Raw genomic sequence first — 22,605 nt, 5'->3', positions numbered from 1 at the left:
AGGAATTCAAACGCATCGCTATGCGTGCCGGCAAAACGGACAAAAGCTTCAGCGCCATGATCTGTCTCGCTGCAGCCATCATCCACTCACGGTGAATCCCCACAGACCTTATGCCACATCGACAGTGATGAGATCAAAATCCTGTTCAATACCGGCTTCGTCCAGAATGTGATTCACATTTTCACGAGTAATAAAACTTTGAATAATCTTCAATTGGCCCGCCTCGATATAAGGCGCAAAAATTTTTCGTTAGGGCGTGTCGTCAGTTAGCGCGCGGTGCCATAAGGCTTGTACTTCCATCTGATCTGTGATGTTTTCTCCCTGTTTTTCGGGGAGATGTGCAGATGCGTCGGTATGGTCTGAGCGATGGTCAGTGGGAGCAGATAAAGGATCTTCTCCCGGGTCGTGAAGGTCATGTCGGCGGGACAGCTGCGGATAACCGTCTGTTTGTGGAAGCGGTTCTATATCGTTACCGCGCCGGTATTCCGTGGCGTGACCTGCCAGTGCGGTTCGGGGACTGGAAGAATGTTCACAGACGACTGCGCCGCTGGTGTGAAAGCGGCGTGATTGAACGGATTTTCCGCCATCTGGCTGCCGATCGAGCCAATGAATACATGATGATCGACAGCACGATTGTGCGGGCTCACCAGCATAGTGCGGGCGCCCATAAAAAGAGGACGCAGATCAGGGTATCGGGCGATCCCGTGGTGGACTGACCACGAAAATCCACGCCATTATCGATGCTGCGGGAAAGGCCATGGCTCTTTCGCTGACGCCAGGGCAAAGGGCCGACATCACTGAAGCAGAACCTCTCCTCGATGAGGTCGATCCCGAAGTCTTTATCGCCGACAAGGCGTATGATGCTGATCCACTCATTGAAGAGCTTGAAGATCGGCAGATCACACCGGTTATTCCATCAAGGAGAAACCGACGCCATTCACGGAAAATCAGCTTCTCACTCTACAAAAAGAGAAAGGAAATCGAACGGTTCTTCGCCAGACTGAAGCAGTTCAGAGGCATTGCAACACGATACGACAAGCTGAAATCAACATTCCTCGCAGCAGTGCAACTCGTCTCCGCCATCATCGGAATTAACTGACGACACGCCCTAGTGACATGCTCTTGATTGCCTTCGATCCAGACACCGCTCCATCCCTGTTCCAGCAGGAAGCGCGTCGTGTTCTGGATTCCGGTCTCGACCCCAAATTCCAGAAAATTCCGCTCACGCGTCCCTATACGGGAAAAAATTTCGGCAATGTAACCGTCTTCGAAATGCTGGCTATAGACCTGAGCATATTGCCCATGCAGGCGCTTCTCGCCTTCTCTGCACGCACGTTCTGCAAAAACTTTGTATCCGATTTCATCATGAATGATCTTGCTTGATTGCTGTATCAGCATGCCGACTTGAAGGATGGCGTTCATACCCTGAAGAATGACGGAATTAAATTACATTGATCACCAGACTGAAAAATATGTGGTCTCATCATTCTGAAAGTAGTGGTTTAATATTAGCTTAGCACGCCCGATTTTATGTATCTGGAAATAAAAAACAGGGTACTGGCGGAACGAAAGTGTATGTACCGCCCGGTGCACCTGAGCTTGGCTCAGGACTCATTCTTTGACTCAGAAGATGAAGGTGGCTGCGATATAGATTGCTGACATGAACGTAGGCGCGCAGCGATCGTATCTTGTTGCCACCCGTCGCCGGTCTTTGAGTTTTGCGACCATGTTTTCGATGAGGTGTCGCTTTTTATACAGATGCCAGTTGTAAGGTGGCTTTGATTTCCGGTTCTTCTTCGGCGGATACAGGCGGTAATATTCCGGTCTGCGAGAGACAGCCTGACCGTGTTGCTTCGTATCCCCGCTCTCCGATGACTTCTTCTGTTTCATCGGGAAGATCGCTCAGTAGAACATGACGCCTCTGAAGTCCCTGATCTAACCTGCGGTCAGATGAAGGCGGACAGGCCCGCCCTGACCGTTACACACGGCATGCAGCTTTGATTTCAGTCCGCCTTTTGTCCGCCCGATATGGCGGGAAAAAGCCCCTTTCTGAGAAGGGAGACTGATGTCCGGTGTGCTTTGAGATGTGTCGCGTCGATCATCAGACGCTTCGAACGGCCAGTCTGTTTCGTCAGGGCCGTGAAGATCCGGTCGAAGACACCCAAGGTGACACCATAGATAAAACGATTGTGTAGGGTATACCCCTTCGGGGCATTTTCCCTTCCGGGACATGAATGATGACGCGGTATGTGCTGCCGGCGTTTGTGGACGTGATGTCGAACTGTGCTGAGGCGGTGTGGGGCGTGGTGTTTTGCGACGAATGCGATGCGGCGGGTGTGACTAGAACGAGGCTCAGGGCCAGACTTGCGGGAACGATCCGGTGGCGGGCGGTGCGCCGGGGATGGGCGGGAAGTCGGGCCGCAGGGCGGGTTAGTCTCATGGGCGGCCTTTCCCTGAAAAGCGCATCGGTGGTGGCGATCTGAGGGCGTGCGGGGAATGGTGCCGGGCACACGGACGCGGTTGATGGCTTGTCTGATACCGGTTCCGCAACGAGTCTGGGGACCGGAGGCCTGGGGGTCGGACAAGCTGTGGCTGGCGAAGAGGTGGCGGGGACGGGGCTGGACTCAGAGGGGCTGTTTCCGGGCCGGGGGCGGGGCTGGACTCAGAGAGGCTGTTTTCTGACCGGAGGATGATGCGGATGATGTTTCGTTGAGAACAGACTGTTGCGTATTTGACACATATTTCGCCTGATATCGGGACGGGGTGGTTGCCATATCAGGCTGCTTTTATAGGGGTGGACGGAAGCTGATCCGCTGTCACTCCTGGATTTCTGTTTTTGTTTTATTGTTATTTTTTCCTATGTTATCTGAAATTTCGTTTTCTCTTTCCGGTGCTGACGGAAGGGTATGCGGTGGGGTCGGGGTGTATGGAAACGGCATTCCATTGATCGTACCGGAAACGATATTGTCATGATGCAGCAAGATTATGCCTGTGCAGCGCAATTTTTTTTGATAAAAATTTCTCGATTATCAGGATTTTGTAAGCGTTCCGGGAGATTTGTGGATGTGGGCATTGCGGATCAGACGCGCGTCCCTGCTTCTGACGTCAACGGCGCTGATCTGGGGTAGCGGGCAGTCCGCCAGTGCGCAGACAACCAATGCGCAGACAACTGGTGCGCGGGCTGCGGGGGCGCAGATCACCGGGCAGCAGATCAATGGGGCGCATGCCATGTCCTCGCGGTCTGCTGCCGGGCGTTCCCGGGCGGGACGGGGGATGGCGACCGAGGGGCGGAAAAGCGTAAATCCTGTTGTCAGGGCTCCGGTTCACTCCACGAACGCGTCGGCCGATCCGGAGGCTGTGACGGTCAGCGGGGCGCGGCGGACGGTGTCTCATAACAGTGAGAACGTTATCGGGCAGAAGGAACTGGCGCAGCAGGTTCCGGGGCAGAACATTCTGAAGGCTGTCGGGCAGTTGCCGGGTGTCAGCTACAGTTCGACCGATCCGCTGGGCATCGATACCTGGGGCGCGAGTGTTTATGTCCGCGGGTTTTTTATGAATCAGCTTGGAATAACGCTCGATGGTGTTCCTCTGAACGATCAGACCTATGCGACGACCAATGGTCTGAACATCGCCAATGCGTGGATTTCCGACGATATCGGCCGGGTGAGTGTCTCCCAGGGAGCGGGGGCCGTCGATGTGGCGTCCAACACCAATCTGGGCGGGACGATGCAGTTCTTTACGTCCGACCCCAAAGACAAGGCGGGGGCGACCGTCTCGCAGGGGTTCGGCAGCTATGCGATGAAGCGCACCTATGTTCGCGTGGACAGCGGCACGCTGAACAGCACGGGCACGAAATTCTATGTGGCGTATTCCCGTGATTTCGAGAAGAAATACGCGTCACAGAGTCCTGGCTTCATGCAGCAGGTGAATGGAAAGCTGGTTCAGCCGATTGGTGAGGACAGCAGCATGACGGCGTTTTTCAACTGGAACGAGGCGGAGGTTTACGGATCTCTCGACAAGTCTCTGGGGTCGATCGCGGCTTATGGCTGGCGGCAGGAACTGCTGTATCCGAACTATGCGCTTGCCTACAGCTATGCCGAGGGGAATTATCCGTCCGGCTGGGATAATCTGGTCAGCGGCAACTATACCCAGCTTTTCGATGCCGGGCAGTCCACGCAGGATTACATTGGCGGCATCAATTTCGATCTGGCGCTGACGGACCGGCTGCGCTGGAAGACGACGCTTTACGCGCATCGCGACATTTCCGACACGACGTACAGTGCTCCGGGCACTGTGTCCCTCGGCACCGGGGCGCCGCTGTCCGAGCAGGTCTGGATGAGCGGGATCATGCGTGAGGGTTTCAACAGTTATTTCGAGTATAAGATCGGCAACCACACCATCAATACCGGGGCGTGGTTTGAGAACAACTCCAATAATTCGGGCACGTATTACTTCAACGAGCCGCTTCTGGGCGAGGGCGCGCCGCTGAAGACGACGGGGCCTTATGACGTGTACGGGCCGGCGTTTGCGACCGGCTGGGCGTATCGCTGGAGCACGAACACGTTCCAGTATCATGTGATGGATACGTGGCGCATTCTGCCTGAGTTCACGGCGACCTATGGTTTCAAATCCCTGTTGCAGACCACGGCGGGCGGGGATTATGCCTATGATCCGACGGGCGATTATTCCGGGCTCAACGCGCCGGGTCCGACGGGGTCCATGACTTCCGCCGCGGCGTTCCTGCCGGCGGTGAACCTGGACTGGCGTTTTCTCAAAGGCCATGAGCTGTATTTCGATTTTGCCGAGAACATGAAGCCCTATGCCGCCTCGCCTTATGCGAGCGCGACGGAGCCGGGACCGTGGATGGTGCAGACTCAGGCGCAGTTCAATCAGCTGAAAAAAACGCTGACGCCGGAACGTGATTTTACCTATGTGCTGGGTTATCGCTATACCGGCAGGCGGATGGTGTTCGGGGTTGATGGGTATCACTCGGACAATTACAACCGGCTGCTTTCCGGGGCGACGGGGATTGGCGGCGCAGACCAGGGGGCGACGTTCTTCAATTCGAAACATGCGACCCAGTGGGGCATGGATGCGGTTCTGACGCTGATGCCGGTCAAAGGCCTGTCGGTGACCAATTCGGTCAGCTACAATCATTTTGCCTATGCTGCGAGTATTCCGGTCTGTGCGGCGGCGGATGATGCCGGAGACTGCACCTCTTATGGCAATCTGCGCGGGAAGAAGATGGATGGGTATCCGTCTGTCATGTATAAGGCCAATCTGTCTTATACCTGGCGTGGGGCTTCCGCGTATTTCGATGTGAATTACTATTCGAAGCGCCAGTATTCGATGCTGAACGATACGCATGTGCCGGCTTACTGGCTGGCCAATCTGGGTGCGAGCTATCATTTCGGCAAGGTCGGGTTTCTGCATGATGTGACTGCGAGTTTTACGGTCTATAACCTGTTCAACGCCAAATATATCGCGATGATGGGTGAGAACGGCTTCCCGACGACCGGTGATATGCAGTCGATCGAGCGCGGGTCGGTTCGTGAGTATTTCGGCACGATCAAGGCGGCTTACTGAGCGCGGGCTGCTGGCGCGGGAGCCGGTTTTTCGGGCGTCGCACGGTTTATGTCAGCGGCGGCGAGGGTCTGGTAGTGTTGTGGCGCGTGGCGGCCTGGTTGCCTGACGGGTCTTCCGGCACGTAAGACATCCCTTTCGCGGCGCGGACGAGGGAAGTCAGGGTGTTTCTGAGGCAGCTTACATATCTGATCGCACTTGATCAGTACAGGCATTTCTCGCGGGCGGCGGATCATTGCGGTGTCTCGCAGCCGGCGCTGTCGGCCGCTATCAGGCAACTGGAACATGAGCTTGGGGTGACGATCGTGCGTCGGAACCGGCGCATGTTCGGGCTGACGCCCGAGGGGGAGCGGGTTCTGGCCTGGGCGCGTCAGACGGTGGCGGATCTGAACAGTCTGCGGCAGGAGGCGGAGTTTGCGCATGACATTGCGGGGGGCTCGATTTCGCTTGGAGTGATGCCTCCGGCGATTCAGGTGGTGCCGCTGTTGCTGGAGAGTTTGCGGGCGGCGATTCCGGCGCTGCATGTCGAGGTGACGGTTTTCGCGAGCGGCGACATTCTGCGGGATCTGCGCGAGCATCAGCTTCAGATCGGGATCATGTATCTGGATCAGGTGCCGGCGGAGAGTGTGTTTGAGACGCGGGAGCTCTATGCCGAGCAGCATGTTCTGGCGGCCGCGGGCGGGATGGCGTTGCCGGGGCGCGGGTCATGCGGGTGGGCGGAGGTGGCGTCGGTGCCGCTGTGTCTGCTGAGCCGGTCGATGCGGAGCCGGCAGATTGTGGATGCGTGTTTTCGGGAAGCGGGTGTTTCGCCGACGGTGATGCTGGAGACGAACGCGCTGGAGCTGGTGCATGCGGAAGTGCTGTCGGGGCGTCTGGCGACGATTCTGCCGGTGGCGGCGTTGCCGGCGGCTGTTCCGGAGGGTGGGCCGTTGCAGGTGCGGCGGCTTGAGCCCTCCCCTGCCCCGGGTGTGGGGCTGGTGCGGCTGAAGCAGACGGTGGCGACGGCGCTGATGGCGCGGGCCTGGGAGGTTGTGGGCGGGCTGTCGCTGACGGATACGTATCGCGTTTAGGCGTGATTTTGCCGGTGGGGATGTGGGATGCCTTTTGTCCGTTCCGGCGGGAGGCGCGCCGCAGCTGCGGGGAAGCAGGTCTGCGGGATGTTATCCGATGAATGTGGGGAGCGAAGTTGCGAATGTTTCGCAAAAATGGTAACGGGTTGCGCGTCTGAGGGGACGTTGCTGACCTATGACCACTTCGATTGCTGCTCTGACCACGCTGATCACACAGGAGCGCCTGTCGATTATCCGGCTGGCGCGGCGGATTGTTGGCACGCGGGAAGCGGCTGAGGATGTTGCCCAGCTTCTGTTTGAGAAAATTCAGAAAATCGAAGAAGTGTCGGCGATCAGGAACCCGAAGGCGTATCTGTTCCGGCTGGCGTCCAATCTGGCCATCGATCATGCGCGGCAGGCGCGGCGGCGTGAGGAATTTCATGAGGAGATTCATGATATTCTGTGGCTTGAGGATGCCGCGCCTGCCGCGGACCGGCAGCTTGGCGACCGGGAAGAGCTGGAGCGGGTCGAACAGATGATTGCGGATCTTCCTGAACCAACAAGGACATTTTTTTGCCTGAACCGGTTCGACGGGCTTTCGCAGACTGATATCGCGCGTCGCTATGGCCGGTCGCCGGCTATTGTGAACCGCCATATCCATCGGGCTTTGCAGATTTTGTCCGGGGCGAGGAGCGGGCTCTGACGCGATGGTCGGGTCTTTGTCCGGGCATGCCGGTATGCGGAAGACGGAGCCTTCGTCATCGTGTTTAATGAAGGCGCACGCAGAGCAGGACGCAATGTGATCACCAACCCGTCTTTTCCTGCCGGAGACGATGAAGCGCATGCGGATGAAGCGCGGCGATGGGTCGTACGGCTGGCGTCCGGGGACATGACGGAGGACGAACTGGCTGCTTTCAGGCGGTGGCGGTCTGCTTTTCCAGCGCATAACAATGCGTTCGAGCGTGAGCGGGCGCTGTGGCGGGCGCTGAGTCTTCCTGCGGAGGAGCATCGGCGCCGGCGCGGGACGTGGCACGACAGGGGGCGGCGGCAGAAATGGTCTTTCGGGCTTGCGACGGTCGGGGGTGTGGCGGCGTGTGTTGTTCTGGTCTCCGCCGTGCCGGCTCTTTCGCTCTGGTATCAAGCTGACCGGTGGACCGGGGCCGGCATACAGACGATGGCGCTGGCTGACGGAACGAAGATGGTTCTTGATGCGGATTCCGCCGTGTCCGTGCATTACGGCGCGTCTGAACGTCGTGTCGTTCTGCTGCGGGGCAATGCATGGTTCGAGGTCCGTCATGACGGGACGCGGCCGTTTCGTGTAGAGACGCCTGAAGGTGTGACCGAGGATGTCGGCACGGCGTTTGAACTCAGGCGGGGTAGTGGATCGCAGAGTTCCGTGGCGGTGGCGCAAGGTGCGGTGGACGTCCGGATGGCGGGGTCGGATGAGAGTCGCGCGGTGCGGCTGCGGGCCGGGGACGCTCTGGATTATGGGCCGGGCTATCCGGGCGGGCTGCGATACCGATGTGACGCTGATGCGGCGGGTGCGTGGGCGCGGGGGATTATTCTGCTCGACAATGCATCTGTTGCGGGCGCTGTGCGTACGATTGCGCGTTATCGCCGTTCGCCGGTCTGGATGACCGGTGCTGCGGGTGTGACGCGCCGGATCAGCGGCACGTTCCGGATCGACCAGCCGGATGAAGCGATTTCGGCCATTGCGGTGACGGCGGGGCTGACGGTGTCCCGTCTGCCGGGCGGCATCCTGCTTCTGAGAAAGAGCTGAAAAACGCTTCAGGGTGTTTAGATCGCGTTCCGCCATTCGTCTTATTCCTGACAGCAGATGCGAATTGGTCGCATTATCGGATGCAGGACACTCGTCAGTTATGTTTCTGTTCAGGATTTGCCGCCGGCCGGGAATGGCCGCCGGGGTCGGCGCGATGGCGCTGTTTGTCACAACGGGCCTGACGGGCATTGCGGCGGATGTTCGCGCTGAAACGACGGTTGCGACAACGCGGCATTTTTCCATTCCTGCTCAACCGCTGAAGGGGGCGCTGCGCCAGTTTCTCGAACAGTCCGGGATTCAGGTGGTTTATGAGAGCAGCACGGCTCAGAACATGCGTTCGTCGGCGGTATCGGGAGATATGACGCCCGGTATGGCGCTGGCGCGGCTGCTGCAGGGGACGGGACTGAGCTTTCATTTTACCGCCTCGCACAGCGCGGTTCTTTCGAAAGCGTCCTCGTCTTCGATCATGCTTGGGCCGGTGCGGGTCGCGGGGGCGGCCGGGCATGAAAATCCACGTGGTCCTGGTGTGGGATATGTCGCGCAGACCTCGATGTCGGGAACGAAAACAGACACGCCGATCACGGAGATTCCGAATTCCATTTATGTGGTGACGAAGCAGCAGATGCTGGATCAGCAGGTTCAGAATCTGGCTGAGGCGCTGCGCTACACGCCGGGAATTTATGCGGAGGGGATGGGGCAGCAGACAAACGGAGCGGCCGCCGGGTTTGGGAGCGGATCTTACAAACAGCGCGGGTTTTCATCGGCGCAGTTTATTGATGGCATGATTTCCAACTCCGAGGTTGCGCTCGACCCGTCTTTTATCGAGCGGATCGAGACGATCAACGGGCCGTCCTCGGTGATGTATGGTCAGTCGGCGCCGGGCGGCATCATCAACGAGACTCTCAAACGTCCGACGGACACACCGCTGCGCAATGTATCGGTCGGGTTTGGCAACTGGAACAGGTATCAGGCGACGTTTGATGTCAGCGACAGGATCACATCGTCGGGGAATCTGAAATATCGTGTTGCGGCTATTGGTGTTTCTCAGGACACGCAGACGAATTATGTCCGCTATCATCGTGTGGGCATTTCGCCTTCGGTTGACTGGCGGATTGACGAGAAGACCGATCTGACACTGATCGGAAACTATGTTTATACGCCGGAGGACGGGGCGTATTCATCTTATCTTCCTGCTGTGGGGACGCTGTTTCCGGGCAGATACGGGCGTATATCACGGCATTTCTTCATGGGGGAACCGGGATGGAACAACCATAAGGAAGTCGGGTCGCTTTTCGAATATGTGTTCTCGCATCAGTTTAATTCACATCTGACATTCCAGCAGACATTTCGTTATGAACAGTCGAAAACGAATTTCAGCTATGTTTACTATACGGATACCCTGGCGGCTGATGGCGCGACGGCGTCCAGACAGGGGTTTGCGGTTCCCAATACGACGCGGACGGCGTCCCTCGATACGCGGCTTATGGCGCATTACAATACCGGGCCGGTTAAGCACACGGCTGTAGCGGGTGTCGATTTCTGGGATTACCATTCCAATGGCCAGTATTATTCGTCCGATGCGCCGGATATCAATGTGTGGGCACCGCAGTACGGGTCATTTGTTCCGCAGTTCGGATATCCTGGCATGGGACCGGCAAACGCGGATTCCTGGTCATGGTTCGGACGGGACAGATACGACCAGGTGGGGGTCTATTTTCAGGATCAGATCAGGTACAAAGGTCTGACGGTGACGCTTGGCGGGCGGCAGGACTGGTATTCGCAGCATTCGTGGTCACAGTCCAGCGAACCGTATTACGGAACCAGTACGACAACGTCCTCTCCGTTTTCAACGCAGGCTTTCACATGGCGGGCGGGCGCGACGTACGAATTCGGTTTCGGTCTGGCCCCCTATTTCAGCTATGCGACATCGTTTCAGCCTCAGACAGGCACCGATGCGCACGGGAATGTTTTCAAACCAACAAAGGGCGCGCAGTACGAGGCCGGTCTGAAATTTAAGCCGCATGGTTTTGATGCGCTGTTTACGGCGTCAGCCTTTCACATCGACCAGACGAATGTGCTGACGCAGGACCCGGACAATCCGAATTTTTCGGTGCAGAGCGGCCAGGTGACGTCGAAGGGGTTCGAGGTTTCGGCGCAGGCCAATGTGACGAAGGATCTGAGGGTGATTGCATCCTATACTTATGATGATGCACGGTATAGCAGAAGCAATAATACTGTTGTTCCTTATTACTATGATCCGACGTCAGATTCCGGCGGATATCACATGCGCGCCGGGGACAAGATGTCGCTGCAGGGAAAATATATCAATGCGGTGCCGCGTAATATGACATCGCTGTTTGTTAATTATTCTTTACCGGAAGGAACGATCCAGGGGCTGGAGTTTAATTTCGGTGTCCGGTATGTGGGATCGACTTATGCCAATACAGCGAATTCTTTCAAGATCCCAGCTTTTATTCTGTTTGATACCGGATTACGGTATGATTTCGGCAAGGCTGTTCCTGTCCTGAAAGGGCTTGTCGGACAGGTGACGATTTCGAATCTGACCAATAAATATTACATTACGTCCTGTGGCACGGCGCAATGCTATATTGGACAAAGCCGGCGGGTGTACGGCAATCTGAGCTATCGCTGGTAGCACCTCCCGATCGGAAATTCAGCGAACGGACGGGGTGGATGCCTGAGTTGCGGCGTTGTGCGGCTGCCCCCTGATGGCCGGGCGGGTGCTCTCATAATTTCCGGTTATGATGTAATCAGAACAAACACCTGGACGTGAGGCCTGCTCACGGCTCACTTTGCCGGCTCTTTTCAGCCGGAGGGGCGATGGGCGCGGGTCAGGGTCTGGATGGTCAGGGCGCTCTGGGGGCCGGGCTGCTTTCCTGGCTGGCGCGGATGCGCTGGCCTCGCGGGGAGCGGCTGCGGTGGCTTTTTGCGCCGTCTTTCGGGGATCTGGCGTTTGCGCTGCGGTCTTCGCTGGCGGCGGCGCTGTCGCTGCTGATCGCGATGTGGATGGAGCTGGACAGTCCGCAATGGGCGCCGCTGACGGTGTGGGTCGTGGCGCAGTCCTCGCGCGGGGAATCCCTGTCCAAGGCGCGGTGGCGGGTTGCGGGGACCATTGTGGGGTGTGTCGCGGCGGTGGCGCTGGTGGCGGCGTTTCCGCAGGCTTCGGGGCTGTTTTTCGTCACGCTCGGGCTGTGGATCGGGCTGTGCTGCGGATTTGCGACATTCTTTGACGGCTACCGCTCCTATGGGCTGCTGGTGACGAGTTTTACGTCCACCATTGTCGCGACGGGGGCGATCATTCAGCCGGATGAAGTGTTTGACGTGGCGATGTCGCGCGGCACCTACATCATCCTCGGCATTGTCTGCGAGGCGGTGCTGGCGATGATTTTTCTGCCCAATCTGCAGGAAAGGGCGCGGGCGCGGCTGCTGGGGCGGCTGGAGACGGTGTGTGCGGCGGTGTCGGTCGGCGTGGCGCGGCTGGTCGGGGGGCGGGCCGATCCGGAGGCGGATCAGCGTCTGCTGGCGGAACTGATGACGGCGAACGGGCGGATTGAGTTCGACGTGCTGGAGATGGCCCCGCAGACGCCGCGGATTGCGGATCATGCGCGGGCGGCGATTGCGGATCTGCTGATGATGCTGGCGCGGGCGCGGGGCATTGCGGCGTCCGGGCGGCCGCCGGGGCCGGCTCTGGAGCGGGATTATCAGGCGGCGCGGGCGCATGTCGCGGCGTGCGTGACGCCGGTGCGGGGCGACCGGTTCCGGTTCCGGACGCGGTCTCAGCGTCATGCGGTGGAGGCGGTCCAGAACGGGCTGCGGGCGTGTGCGGGGATTATCGGGGCGTGGCTGGTCTGGGAGGTGACGGCCTGGCCGGCCGGGGTGACGTTCGTCTCCATGGTATCGCTGGTGTACGGGCTGCTGGCGACGCGGGAAGTGCCGGTGATGGCGTCGGGCGCGTTTTTCCGGGGTGCGCTGTGGTGCGCGGCGGTGGCGGGCGTGTTCGCGTTTCTGGTGATTCCGGCTGTGACCGCGCCGGAATGTCTGGTTCTGGCGCTGCTGGTGCCGATGACGATTGGTGGTCTGGCGGCGCGGCATCCGGCGACGGCGGGCTATGCGTTTTCGTTCAACATGTTTCTGCCGGTTCTGATCGGTCCTTCCAATATGGGGCGGTTTGACGAGGTATCGTTTCTGAACGGAGCCTCGGCGTTTCTGGCGGCGGTGCTGTTTGCGCGGCTTACTTTCGGGACGGTGCTGCCGTTCCGGGCGGATGCGCATCTGCGGCGGACGCGGGCCTGGACGGAAAACCGGCTGCGGGCAGTGGCGGATTTACGGAGCCGGATGACGGCGTATCGGTGGCTGTCGGACAATGCGGACAGCATGGTACGGACCGTGCGGACGGCGCAGGATATTCCGCGTGAGGCGCTGGTTCCGGCGATGGAGCGGCATCTGGAGGCGATGACGCTGGGGATGCTGGTGATTACGGTGCGGCAGGCGGTTCAGGACGGACGGGTTCCGGCGGGGTCTGAAAAGCGGGTCCGGGCGTTTCTTCGGGCCTGGGAGCGGTCGGGGGACGGGGCGCGTCCGGTAGCGCGGGAGCTGCTGTGGGGGCTGGAACGGCGGGGTGGCGCTGATCCGGCGCTGGTGGGGGCGCTGGCGGGGATTGCTGGTGGCGCGGCGGGATGAGCGCTGGTTTGTGCGGTTCTTTCCGTGTGGTGTCCGGGTATTTCCTGGAATGACGGAGTGATGTCCTGATTTTGTGGTCTGTTGCGGATGCGTCAATCGTGTGTGATGGCGGTTGTGAGCCTGTTTGCCCGTCTTTATAACTAACCGGATGGGGCGAAATGAATAATCATAACAATGCCGCCGCCATATCCAGGAAAGAAACGTCTCATGACGACATTTTCGCAGAGTCATATCCGCATTACGTGTGAGGGGCCGGTGGCTTTTATGCTGCTGGACCGGCCGGAGAAGCATAATGCGCTCGGGGACGAGGATATCGATGCGCTGGTTGCGGCCTGTGCCGTTCTTGAAAAAGCTGATGATGTTCGGGTGGTTATTCTGAGTGGTGCCGGTGGGAAGGCGTTCTGCTCGGGTGGCGATATCGTCGGCTGGGGGGAGCTTTCGGCGCTGGATTTCGGGCGTCAGTGGCTGCGGCGCGGGCATCTGGCGTTCGATGCGCTGGCGCGGCTGCGGCAGCCGCTGATTGCGGTACTGAACGGGCATGTGTTTGGCGGCGGGCTGGAGCTGGCGGCGACGGCGGATCTGCGGGTGATGGAGGATCATGCGCGGATCGGGCTGCCGGAGGCGGGTCTGGGTGTCATTCCTGGCTGGTCGGGGACGCAGCGGACGGTGCGCCGGTTCGGGTCGGCGGTTGTGAAACGTATGGCGCTGTTCGGCGAGGTTCTGGATGCGCAGGGCGCTCTGGCGGCCGGTGTCGTCGATCGGGTTGTGGCGCGGGGCGCCGGTCCGGACTGTGCGCGGGAGATCGCGCGGCAGGTGTGCGGGCGGGCGCCGGTGGCGACGGAAATGGTGAAAATGCTGGTGAATCTTGCGGAGGGTGAGGAAAGCGGTCGCGTGGCGGAGGTGATGGCGGGGATCTGCGTGGGGTATACGGACGACCTTCAGGAGGGTGTGACGGCGTTTCGGGAGAAGCGGCAAGCGGATTTCAGGGGGCTGTAACCTGGTGACCGCGTGTGGGGTGTGTTTTTCGGAGCGTGTCTTGTGGGGACGGAAAAGTCTGGCAACCTGGAATCGTGTGGTGCGGGGAGAACTTTCCTGTTCAGGAGGCCGGTTTTAAATGGGGCGTGCCCGACAGAATACGTTTCTGTTTGTCGGAGCGGCCGGTTCTTCAGGATGCCGGTTGTTTAAAGGCGTTTGTATATTTGCAAATGGAGGACAGAGCAGGGCTCTGCCCTGCACCCGGAAGGGGTCGGGGACCCCTTCACCCCTTTATAATTAATAAACAGGGATCAGAAAGACTGTGTCTCTTTGTGGGCTTCGGGGCAAAATCCTGAAAACCACGGTGCCTGTGTGGGCAAAATATATAAACGCCTATTTAAACCGGCAGGGCTGATCGACGGTGGGGGTTTCGTCGGTCTGGATGACCATCAGTGTCACGGGGCCGTCTCCTACATTGCCGGCGAAATGGCCGACATGTCCCTGAGCGTCCTTTTTGCTGAGCTGGTCCTCTCCGAGAGAGACTTCTCCTGGTCCCATGACGACTTTATGGCCGTCCATGGCCGTGACGTACCATGAGCCGCTGAGCGGGATGATCCACTGGACTTTCGGGTCGGGGTGCCAGCTTCCGTCCCAGTGCGGGGGCTGCACGGTTGAGATGATCTGCGCCCTGCCCTCTTTCAGGCGGTCCTGCCATTGGGGACCGGCGGGTTTCGACATTGTTTTCAGTTCGTACTGATGGAACGGGCATTTCGTCATGTGGCTGACGCCGTCATGGTCCGTCCAGTTATGCCAGTACCAGGCTGTGGGCGGGACGGGCTGGTCTGACGCGCGGCCTGATGCCGGCAGAGCGAGGACGGCGGCTGTTGCGGCGCAGGCCAGGACGGTCTTGCTCCATCGCTTCGCGTTGCGGGACCGGGTCACTTCGGGCGCGGGGTGGCGTCGGGGACGTTTCCGGCGGACCGGGGTGTTACGAAACATGGCGCGCTGTCCTTTCTGCCGGATGATCAGGCTTTCCGGCCGATCAGCGGGAGGCTGGCGGTGGCCGGGGCACGTCTGTACCGCCTGTGGACGCTGTGAGTGTAGGCCGAAGAGGGCGGAGCGCGAAATCACGGGGCTGTCACGCCGGAATTCCCTGCGATGACCGCGCGTTCTGACCGGGGTTTCCTGGAAGGAGACTCTGTGCCGGGGGCGTATCTTTTCCTGTGTTTCCAGGAAATTCCGCAATACTGCGCGGGTTCGCGGCAGTCGCCGGGCGTGCGGGCATGGAACCTGCAAAACCTGGAATCGTTACAAACGGTGACAGGAGATAAAGAATGGCACGCGAAGAAGGCACGGAATCTCATAAGACTGGTTCATTACAGGAAAAAAAAGAACATGCCCGGCATAATGCATTTCTGTTCGCCGGAGCGGCCGGTCTGGCTGGGCTTATGTTTGGTCTCGATACGGGTGTTATTGCCGGGGCGCTGAAATTTATTGGTCTTGATCTTGGGGCTGACGAGCGGACGCAGGAATGGATTGTCTCTTCGCTGATGCTGGGCGCGGCGATCGGATCTCTGCTGGCCATTCCGGTTGCGAAGTATCGCGGGCGGCGCGGGGCGATGCTTTATGCCGGGTTTCTCTTTCTGATCGGGACCGGGCTGTGCGCGCTGGCGCAGTCGGTGGCGATGATGATTGCGGGGCGTGTGGTTCTGGGTGTCGCGGTCGGGTTCGCATCCTTCTCCGCGCCGCTTTATATTGCGGAGATCACCGAAAAGAAGGCCCGGGGAAAGATGATTTCCCTGTATCAGCTTGTCATCACCGGCGGCATGCTTCTGGCGATGTTTTCGGACAGTCTGCTGGCCTATGGCGGGCACTGGCGCTGGATGCTGGGTATTCTGGCGGTTCCGACCGTGATCTTCATTCTGGCAACGCTTAATGTTCCGTATTCTCCGCGCTGGCTGGTGTCGCGCGGGCGGCGGAAGGAGGCGTCTCATGTGCTGCAGAAACTTCGGGGCACGCGGGACGCGGCTGAGGCGGAGCTGGCGCGGATTGAGAAGAACATCCGGCGGGAGCAGGGAAACGGTTTTACGCTTCTGAAGAAGAGTCCGGGATTCCGGAAGACATTTGTGCTGGGCATTACATTGCAGATGTTTCAGCAGCTGGCGGGAATTAATATCCTGCTTTATTACGCGCCGCATCTTCTGGAGCATCTGCATTTTTCGTCTTCCGCGGCGATCTGGTGCACGACTCTGCTGGGGTTTGCCAATATGGCGGCGACGGGTGTGGCCATTCTGCTGATCGATCGCTGGGGACGCAGACCGCTGCTGCTGCTCAGTACGGCGGTCTCGACGGTCAGCCTGTGTATTTTCGGGCTGGTTCTGTTCATGAAAATTGACGGCATGGCGGGCAGCATTGCGATTATTGGTCTGCTGGTCGTGTTCATTCTCGGGTTTGCAACCGGTGAAGGTCCGGTGCCGTGGACGATGTGCACGGAGATTCAGCCGCTGAAGGGTCGCGGGCTGGCGATTGCGTGCTCAACGTTTGCCAACTGGATCACGAACTGGCTGATCAGCAATGTTTTCCTGTCGCTGATGGCGGTGCTTGGCGATTACGGGATTTTCTGGCTGCTGGCGGTTTTCAATGCGATGTTCTTCGTGATTACGCTGCTGTTCGTGCCGGAAACGAAGGGCTGTTCGCTGGAGGAGATTGAGGAGCGGCTGAACAACGATGTCCGGCTGCGGGATATTGGTCAGCCTGTTTCCCACGATGCGGACGGGAAGGGTTTTCCCGCGGGTGCTGCGGCGGAACGGGGCTGATCGGGCGCGCCTGCTTTTCTGGCGTTTATGTATTTTGCGAGCAGGAGATAACGCAGGGCTCTGCCCTGCACCCGGAAGGGGTCGCGGACCCCTGCACGCCTTTTGACTTAACAAACCGGGATCAAAGGGACTGCGTCCCTTTGTGGGGTTCGGGGCAAAGCCCCGAAAAACCACAGCGCCTGTATTGGTAAAGGACGCTGACGCCTTTTTTATTCTGCCGTCTGTGGTTCTTCCACGACGGTGGCGCGCTTGTGCTTTGCGATGGTCTCCAGATGGGCGCGGTAGGCATCGTAATGTTCGGGGGCGGCGTGCTTGAAGTGTGGATCTTCCATATGGGGGACGCGACCGTGGTGACCGAAATTGACGAGGCGGGCTTCGAGAAGGTGGAGCTTGCCGAAGATATCGGACTGGAGCGCCCAGACGGCGACCGAGGAGCCGAGGAAGGGGCCGATGAGGTAGATCCAGAGGCTGCCGAGGTTTCCGGCGAAGATGGCCGGACCGAGGCTTCTGGCGAAGTTGACGCTGTTTCCTGACAGCCAGGCGGTGATCGGGTTCATGATGAGGAAGAAGATGCCGCCGATCCAGGGCGTGACCCATTTATGGCGGGGATGCGCGGCGAGCCAGTAGAGCGTGGCGATGAGCATGGCCGTCACGAGGGCTTCCGATGCCAGTGCGTACCACACGGAGATATGGGTGTAGGGAATGGTGGCGCCGTAATTCACTTCCGATGAAAACAGGTGCCAAGGCGTGAAGATTTCACCGATGGCGTAGACGAAGGCGGTGCCGGCGATGGCGCCGAGGATCTGGGCGATGATGTAGCCGAGGGCATCGATCCAGACGATTTTTTTCGACAGCATGAAGGCGAGCGTGACGGATGGGTTGAGGTGTGCGCCGCTGACTTTGCCGAACGGGGTCATGGCGGCGACGGTGCCGGCGAGGCCGAAGCAGAGGCCGCACAGGGCAGTCTGGATCTGCGGATGAGGCGCGAGCAGTCTGGCGAAGAGCGTGCCGGGTGCTGAGAGGAGGATGACGCAGGTGAGACCGGCGATCATCAGCACGGCGGTGGCGACGGCTTCACACATATAGAGCCGCCAGTGGAAGGGCCGGTCGGGGTGGGGTTCGCCGGCGAGAGGGCGGTCGTGAAAATGAATGTGGAAGTGTGGCCAGTGGATTTCGGGGATTTTGACGTGCGGGAGATGGAAATGGGGAAGATGAAGGTGCGGAAGGTGAAGGTGGCTGGTTTTTTGTTCGCTGTGGCCGGTCTCTTCGGGGTTGCGGTTCAGGTGTCCGGGTTTCTGAGGCGCGGCGTCCCTGTATTCTGCGTTCTGCTGTCCGGTCTCCTGCGGACCAGTTTCCTGTGGGCTGGTTTCCTGCGGACTGGCGATTTTCTGATCTGACATTATCCTGCTCGTATCGTGGCGGTGTGTCTGCGATCAGGGACGGATTGTGTCCGGACGAAGCGCGGCCATCGGGACTGAGGCCATTGGGGCGGAGATCGCGGGTGACAGAGTGAATGTAGGGTCATCCTGGCGGTCCGCATGTCACGACGGCGCGAGTATGGGCTGGTATGTTGTGACTGGACATTCCCGATCATGCCGGAACCGGGATGAACACTGGTCCTGCGGGCTCCGGCCCTGTTCGGCTTTTTTATTTTACGGTGTTTTGTGATGGAAATGGCCGGACAGGAGTCGGGAGGCCGCCCGGGTTCCGCCTGGGCGGGTGAGGCCTGCCGGGTGTGATCTTCCGGACAGGCGGAAGATTTCGATCGGATTCTTTCCGGTTATTCTTTTGTTACCGATATAATTTACAATTCGTTTTATTTTCTCTGATCGCATAAATTAACAACGATCATGTGTTGTATATTTATTTGTCATACATGTGTCATCGTTGAATGGTTGACGCCGGCTTTTGGTTATGGCTTTCTCCGTGCTGTTCCGGCGCTGTCGTGGCGTCTCTACCGATCCAGGTTTCAATGACTGTCAGAGCAGAACGAATGTGGAGCGCGATGCGATGTTGGTTTGCTGTGGCGAACCCCGTTATGCGCGCTCCTTCTCATCAGACCCGCCGGCGGTGATTCTGCCGGCCGGGCTCCGCGAAAGTGGATTCAGGTAAGGCAAAGATCATGTTTGCATCTCAGGCTCTTGATATCGACGGTGTTTTTCTTGGCGCTGTCATTGTTGACCGCGAGCGGAAACAGCATCGTTTTTACGCGGCGCATGACAGTGTCCGCTCTCTTCATAATCGGGTCGTCGCGGAGGCTGATGAACTTCGTCGTCAGGCTGTCTCACAGTTTCGCCGGGTTCTGGCGGAAAAGAAAAACGCCGTGGCTGAACGGCGGTTCTCGCCGGCCTGAATTGACGGGCGAGGGTATGTCCCCCCCCTGCCCTCTTCCGGTTCTTTGTTCTGTGGCACTGGATTCTTTGGCTTCGGCCGGAGAGACTGCCAGATGAGAAAAGTGGATATCTTGTCCTCGATGCCGGACAGTCTTCGTAACAAAACGGTATGGTATGGAGCCGGAGCGCGGGCTACGTGAGTCAGGTGGGCCTGTTCTCAGGGCGTTGCCCTGAAACCCGGCAGGACCGCAGGCCCCTGCATCCCGCTTTGTTTTTCTGATCTGCTTTACGGGTGACTGGCAAAGATCCGGGACCTTTGCCAGGGACTGGTTTATCAGAAGAAACCGAGCTTCTTTTCGCTGTAGCTGACCAGAAGGTTTTTGGTCTGCTGGTAATGTTCCAGCACCATCTTGTGGGTTTCGCGTCCGATGCCGGATTTTTTGTAACCGCCGAAAGCCGCGTGGGCGGGATAGGCGTGGTAGCAGTTGATCCAGACACGTCCGGCTTCCAGGCCGCGGCCCATGCGATAGCAGGTGTTGGCGTTGCGGGACCAGACGCCGGCGCCGAGGCCGTATTCGGTATCGTTAGCGATTGCGAGGGCTTCTTCCTCGGTTTTGAAGGTCGTGACGGCGAGGACCGGGCCGAAGATTTCTTCCTGGAAGATGCGCATGCGGTTATCGCCACGGAAGACGGTCGGCTGGATGTAGAAGCCTTCTTTGAAGGTGTCGCCGAGATCGGGTTTGCCGCCGCCGGTGAGGAGTTGGGCGCCCTCGTTCCTGCCGATGTCGATATAGGCGAGGATTTTCTCTTCCTGCATCTGCGAGTTTTGCGCGCCCATCATGGTTTCCACGTCGAGCGGATTGCCCTGTCTGATGGCTTTCACGCGCGGCAGGGCGCGTTCCATGAAGCGTTCATAGATATCTTCGTGGATCAGGGCGCGGCTGGGGCAGGAGCAGACCTGCCCCTGGTTCAGGGCGAAGAGAGCGAAGCCTTCGATGGCCTTGTCGAGGTAGTCGTCATCGTGATCCATGACGTCGGCGAAAAAGACGTTCGGGGATTTGCCGCCGAGTTCCAGGGTCGCCGGGATGAGGTTGTCGGCAGCGGCGTGGGCGATGGTCTTGCCGGTGGCGGTGGAACCGGTGAAGGCGATTTTGGCGATGCGGGTGTTATTCGCCAGAGCGGAGCCGACCTCGCGGCCGAGGCCGTTGACGATGTTGAGGGTTCCGGGTGGGAAGAGGTCGCCGATGATCTCCATCAGCACGAGAATGCTGGCGGGGGTTGTTTCGGCGGGTTTCATGACGACGCAGTTGCCGGCGGCGAGTGCCGGGGCGAGTTTCCAGGACGCCATGAGGATGGGGAAATTCCACGGGATGATCTGACCGACGACGCCGAGCGGTTCGTGGAAATGATAGGCGATGGTGCTGTCGGTGATTTCACTCAGTGCGCCTTCCTGGGCACGGAGGCAGCCGGCGAAATAGCGAAAATGGTCGATGGCGAGAGGGATGTCCGCGTTCAGGGTTTCGCGGATGGGTTTGCCGTTATCCCATGTTTCGGCGCGGGCGAGAAGTTCGAGGTTCGCCTCCATGCGGTCGGCGGCTTTGAGGAGGATGTTCGAGCGGGCCTCGACGGAGGTGTGTGCCCAGCCTTTGAAGGCTTTATGGGCGGCGTCGAGGGCGAGTTCGATATCCTCCGGTGAGGAGCGGGCGACTTCGCAGAGGGTGCGGCCATCGATGGGGGACGGGTTGGCCATGTACTGGCCTTTTGCCGGGGCGGTCCATTCGCCGCCGATGTAATTGCCGTAGCGGGATTTGTACGGGGATTCCTGGGTGATCACGGACGCCATTGTTTTTATTCCTGCTCTGAGGCCTGGAGGCGATCGGGAAACGCGTATTCTGTTGTATCGTTTTGTTGAGACCGGTCTTACGGTTTTGTTATTTTTGCCGCTCTGGAGGCGATTACCGGTGCTTCGGTCTGTAGTCTTTCATATACGGATGGGGCATTCAAGCCGGGCGTCGGAACGCCTCACGCAATGGTGTTTTCGGCCGGAACAGGTGCATGGTCTGTCTGGGGTGATCCGGGGCGCCGGTTCCCGTCTGTTCCGAGGTCCGGAGACGGTGACGGGTTTCAGGGCGTGGCGGCGGGACAGGCTTCGGAGCGCGGGAGACGGGTTTCGTGCGGTTGCTTACAGCCGCACGGCCGTCCCGGTGAGTTCCGTGTGTTCGTCCTGGCTGATTGCCGGGACGTTTTCATTGTTATCGTTGGGGATTTCCACTGTCTGTCCGGCGAGGCCAGGGCTCAGCGGGCAGAGGGTGAGGATCTCCCAGTCAAGTAGATTGGGAGAGTCCATATGATTATTATAATCCGGATGGAAACATGCGTAGCCCTGCGATGTCCTCAGGACGACCAGTTGTCCGTCGCTGTCATTTTTCCCGTTTTGCACGGCGGCTTCTGATGGAAGCTGCATGAAGCGGAGGACGCCTGCCTCCTCCCGGCTCTGAGTCAGGGCGAAGCGTTTTTCATCCTGCCGGATATAGAATCTCTGCGTGTTGATGACGACGCTGGCATATTTCTCGCCGGCAGCTTCATGGCAGAAGACGAGAAACGAGGTATTGTCTGGAGTAGTAATGAACGTGCGTCCGTGAAAGCTGGCGCGTTCGGCGTTCCAGGACAATGCGTATCCGTGGACTGAGAGGACGAGCGTGTCGCTGGCGACGGTCATGGTTCGGGTTACGCGTGCACGGCGACCTGTGAGTCTGAAGCTGGTGGCGTTCGCGAGCAGGTCACCGGCTTCTTGCGTATACCCCGCCCGGATTAGCCTGTAGAGGATGACGCTGATGAGCCATTCATCTTCAAACACGGCCCTGAACCGGCCATCGGCTCTGTCATACAGCGATACGAGCATGTGATAGCAGAGCAGCGGGTGACGGGCGTATCCCTCTCTCATTCTGTATCTGATATTCGTCGGGTTCTTCCGTCTGGCTTCCGAGACGGTGTGGTTTACCCTGGCGGGGCTGCCGGACAGCAGGGCGTCCATGAGAGTTTTGAAGGCGGCGGAACCGCTGATGCTCGTTGCGACGACGTGACCGGACCTGAAGGTCGGGATGTAATGAATACCGGGGATATATTCGGCGATTTTTCTCATATGATAGCTGTCGGTGCTGTCATGGGGATCGCAGGCAACATAAATCTGTCCCTGGACCTGATGCGGGCGGAGTCCCATACCCTGCATACCGTCACGGAAATTGTCCCGCACGTAATTCTTCTGTGGTTGCCGTCCGTTATGCAAGAGTTTTCTGACCCATATTGACGTGTGATCGTGTGCGGTCTTCTGTAAGGCCTGTTGATGTGGCCTTTCAGAAGCCACTGGC

17 protein-coding genes are annotated in these 22,605 nt (G+C 59.0%); 12 read left to right on the top strand and 5 right to left on the bottom strand.

Annotation, left to right across the window (positions count from 1 at the left end):
* The first annotated feature begins 344 nt into the window (after nt 1-344).
* Together GOB93_RS18755 and GOB93_RS18750 are read left to right on the top strand one after the other, a co-directional pair.
* A protein-coding gene (locus tag GOB93_RS18755) for an IS5 family transposase (protein WP_173584960.1) occupies nt 345-1,099 on the top strand; the annotation gives its coding sequence in 2 pieces (ribosomal slippage) (nt 345-675 and nt 675-1,099; 756 coding nt in all).
* Between the two features lie 23 nt (nt 1,100-1,122).
* Entirely contained in the window at nt 1,123-1,383 is a 261-nt protein-coding gene (locus GOB93_RS18750) for a hypothetical protein (protein WP_173584959.1), read from the top strand.
* 240 nt (nt 1,384-1,623) lie between these two features.
* Here the strand turns inward: GOB93_RS18750 and GOB93_RS21225 are convergent, their stop codons facing one another.
* Nucleotides 1,624-1,890: a transposase gene (locus GOB93_RS21225; RefSeq protein WP_198912730.1), complete on the bottom strand. Its 267-nt coding sequence runs from the start codon at nt 1,888-1,890 to the stop codon at nt 1,624-1,626.
* A gap of 344 nt (nt 1,891-2,234) precedes the next feature.
* Between GOB93_RS21225 and GOB93_RS18740 the strand changes: the two genes are divergently transcribed.
* From GOB93_RS18740 to GOB93_RS18705, 8 genes are all read left to right on the top strand, one after another.
* Entirely contained in the window at nt 2,235-2,483 is a 249-nt protein-coding gene (locus tag GOB93_RS18740; RefSeq protein ID WP_173584949.1) for a hypothetical protein, read from the top strand.
* Between the two features lie 580 nt (nt 2,484-3,063).
* The gene (locus GOB93_RS18735; protein WP_242010916.1) at nt 3,064-5,586 is read left to right on the top strand and encodes a TonB-dependent receptor; all 2,523 of its coding nucleotides are present in this window, start codon (nt 3,064-3,066) and stop codon (nt 5,584-5,586) included.
* 161 nt (nt 5,587-5,747) lie between these two features.
* Nucleotides 5,748-6,653 (top strand): LysR substrate-binding domain-containing protein, encoded by a 906-nt coding sequence (locus tag GOB93_RS18730; RefSeq protein ID WP_173584958.1) that lies wholly within the window; start codon nt 5,748-5,750, stop codon nt 6,651-6,653.
* A gap of 175 nt (nt 6,654-6,828) precedes the next feature.
* Nucleotides 6,829-7,335: an RNA polymerase sigma factor gene (locus GOB93_RS18725; protein WP_173584957.1), complete on the top strand. Its 507-nt coding sequence runs from the start codon at nt 6,829-6,831 to the stop codon at nt 7,333-7,335.
* A 60-nt stretch (nt 7,336-7,395) separates the two neighbouring features.
* Nucleotides 7,396-8,412 carry a FecR domain-containing protein gene (locus GOB93_RS21730; protein WP_173584956.1) on the top strand — a complete coding sequence of 339 codons (1,017 nt, stop codon included), beginning with the start codon at nt 7,396-7,398 and terminating at the stop codon, nt 8,410-8,412.
* 100 nt (nt 8,413-8,512) lie between these two features.
* Entirely contained in the window at nt 8,513-11,068 is a 2,556-nt protein-coding gene (locus tag GOB93_RS18715; protein ID WP_173584955.1) for a TonB-dependent siderophore receptor, read from the top strand.
* 185 nt (nt 11,069-11,253) lie between these two features.
* Nucleotides 11,254-13,113, top strand: coding sequence for an FUSC family protein (locus GOB93_RS18710; RefSeq protein ID WP_408742421.1), 1,860 nt, complete (start codon nt 11,254-11,256; stop codon nt 13,111-13,113).
* 207 nt (nt 13,114-13,320) lie between these two features.
* On the top strand, nt 13,321-14,109 hold the full coding sequence (locus GOB93_RS18705) for an enoyl-CoA hydratase/isomerase family protein (protein ID WP_173584954.1): 789 nt from the start codon (nt 13,321-13,323) through the stop codon (nt 14,107-14,109).
* Nucleotides 14,110-14,481: 372 nt separating this feature from the next.
* Here the strand turns inward: GOB93_RS18705 and GOB93_RS18700 are convergent, their stop codons facing one another.
* The gene (locus GOB93_RS18700) at nt 14,482-15,087 is read right to left on the bottom strand and encodes a cupin domain-containing protein (protein WP_242010915.1); all 606 of its coding nucleotides are present in this window, start codon (nt 15,085-15,087) and stop codon (nt 14,482-14,484) included.
* A 335-nt stretch (nt 15,088-15,422) separates the two neighbouring features.
* On the opposite strand from GOB93_RS18700, the gene GOB93_RS18695 reads away from it, so the two are divergent.
* Nucleotides 15,423-16,904: a sugar porter family MFS transporter gene (locus GOB93_RS18695; RefSeq protein ID WP_173584953.1), complete on the top strand. Its 1,482-nt coding sequence runs from the start codon at nt 15,423-15,425 to the stop codon at nt 16,902-16,904.
* Nucleotides 16,905-17,113: 209 nt separating this feature from the next.
* On the opposite strand, the gene GOB93_RS18690 is transcribed toward GOB93_RS18695, so the two are convergent.
* Nucleotides 17,114-18,085 (bottom strand): aquaporin, encoded by a 972-nt coding sequence (locus tag GOB93_RS18690; protein ID WP_173584961.1) that lies wholly within the window; start codon nt 18,083-18,085, stop codon nt 17,114-17,116.
* A gap of 941 nt (nt 18,086-19,026) precedes the next feature.
* Between GOB93_RS18690 and GOB93_RS18685 the strand changes: the two genes are divergently transcribed.
* Nucleotides 19,027-19,257, top strand: a complete 231-nt coding sequence (locus GOB93_RS18685) for a hypothetical protein (RefSeq protein WP_173584952.1) — start codon at nt 19,027-19,029, stop codon at nt 19,255-19,257.
* A gap of 314 nt (nt 19,258-19,571) precedes the next feature.
* Here GOB93_RS18685 and exaC read toward each other — a convergent pair whose 3' ends face one another.
* Nucleotides 19,572-21,080, bottom strand: coding sequence for an acetaldehyde dehydrogenase ExaC (gene exaC, locus GOB93_RS18680; protein ID WP_173584951.1), 1,509 nt, complete (start codon nt 21,078-21,080; stop codon nt 19,572-19,574).
* A 339-nt stretch (nt 21,081-21,419) separates the two neighbouring features.
* On the bottom strand, nt 21,420-22,490 hold the full coding sequence (locus GOB93_RS18675) for a hypothetical protein (protein ID WP_173584950.1): 1,071 nt from the start codon (nt 22,488-22,490) through the stop codon (nt 21,420-21,422).
* Nucleotides 22,491-22,605 lie beyond the last annotated feature (115 nt).

Origin of the sequence: Acetobacter musti, assembly GCF_011516835.1 — a bacterium.
In the GTDB taxonomy this organism is placed as follows: Bacteria; Pseudomonadota; Alphaproteobacteria; order Acetobacterales; family Acetobacteraceae; genus Acetobacter; species Acetobacter musti.
The sequence above is the reverse complement of the archived record's forward strand: the minus strand, read 5'-3'. Positions and strand labels throughout refer to the sequence as shown.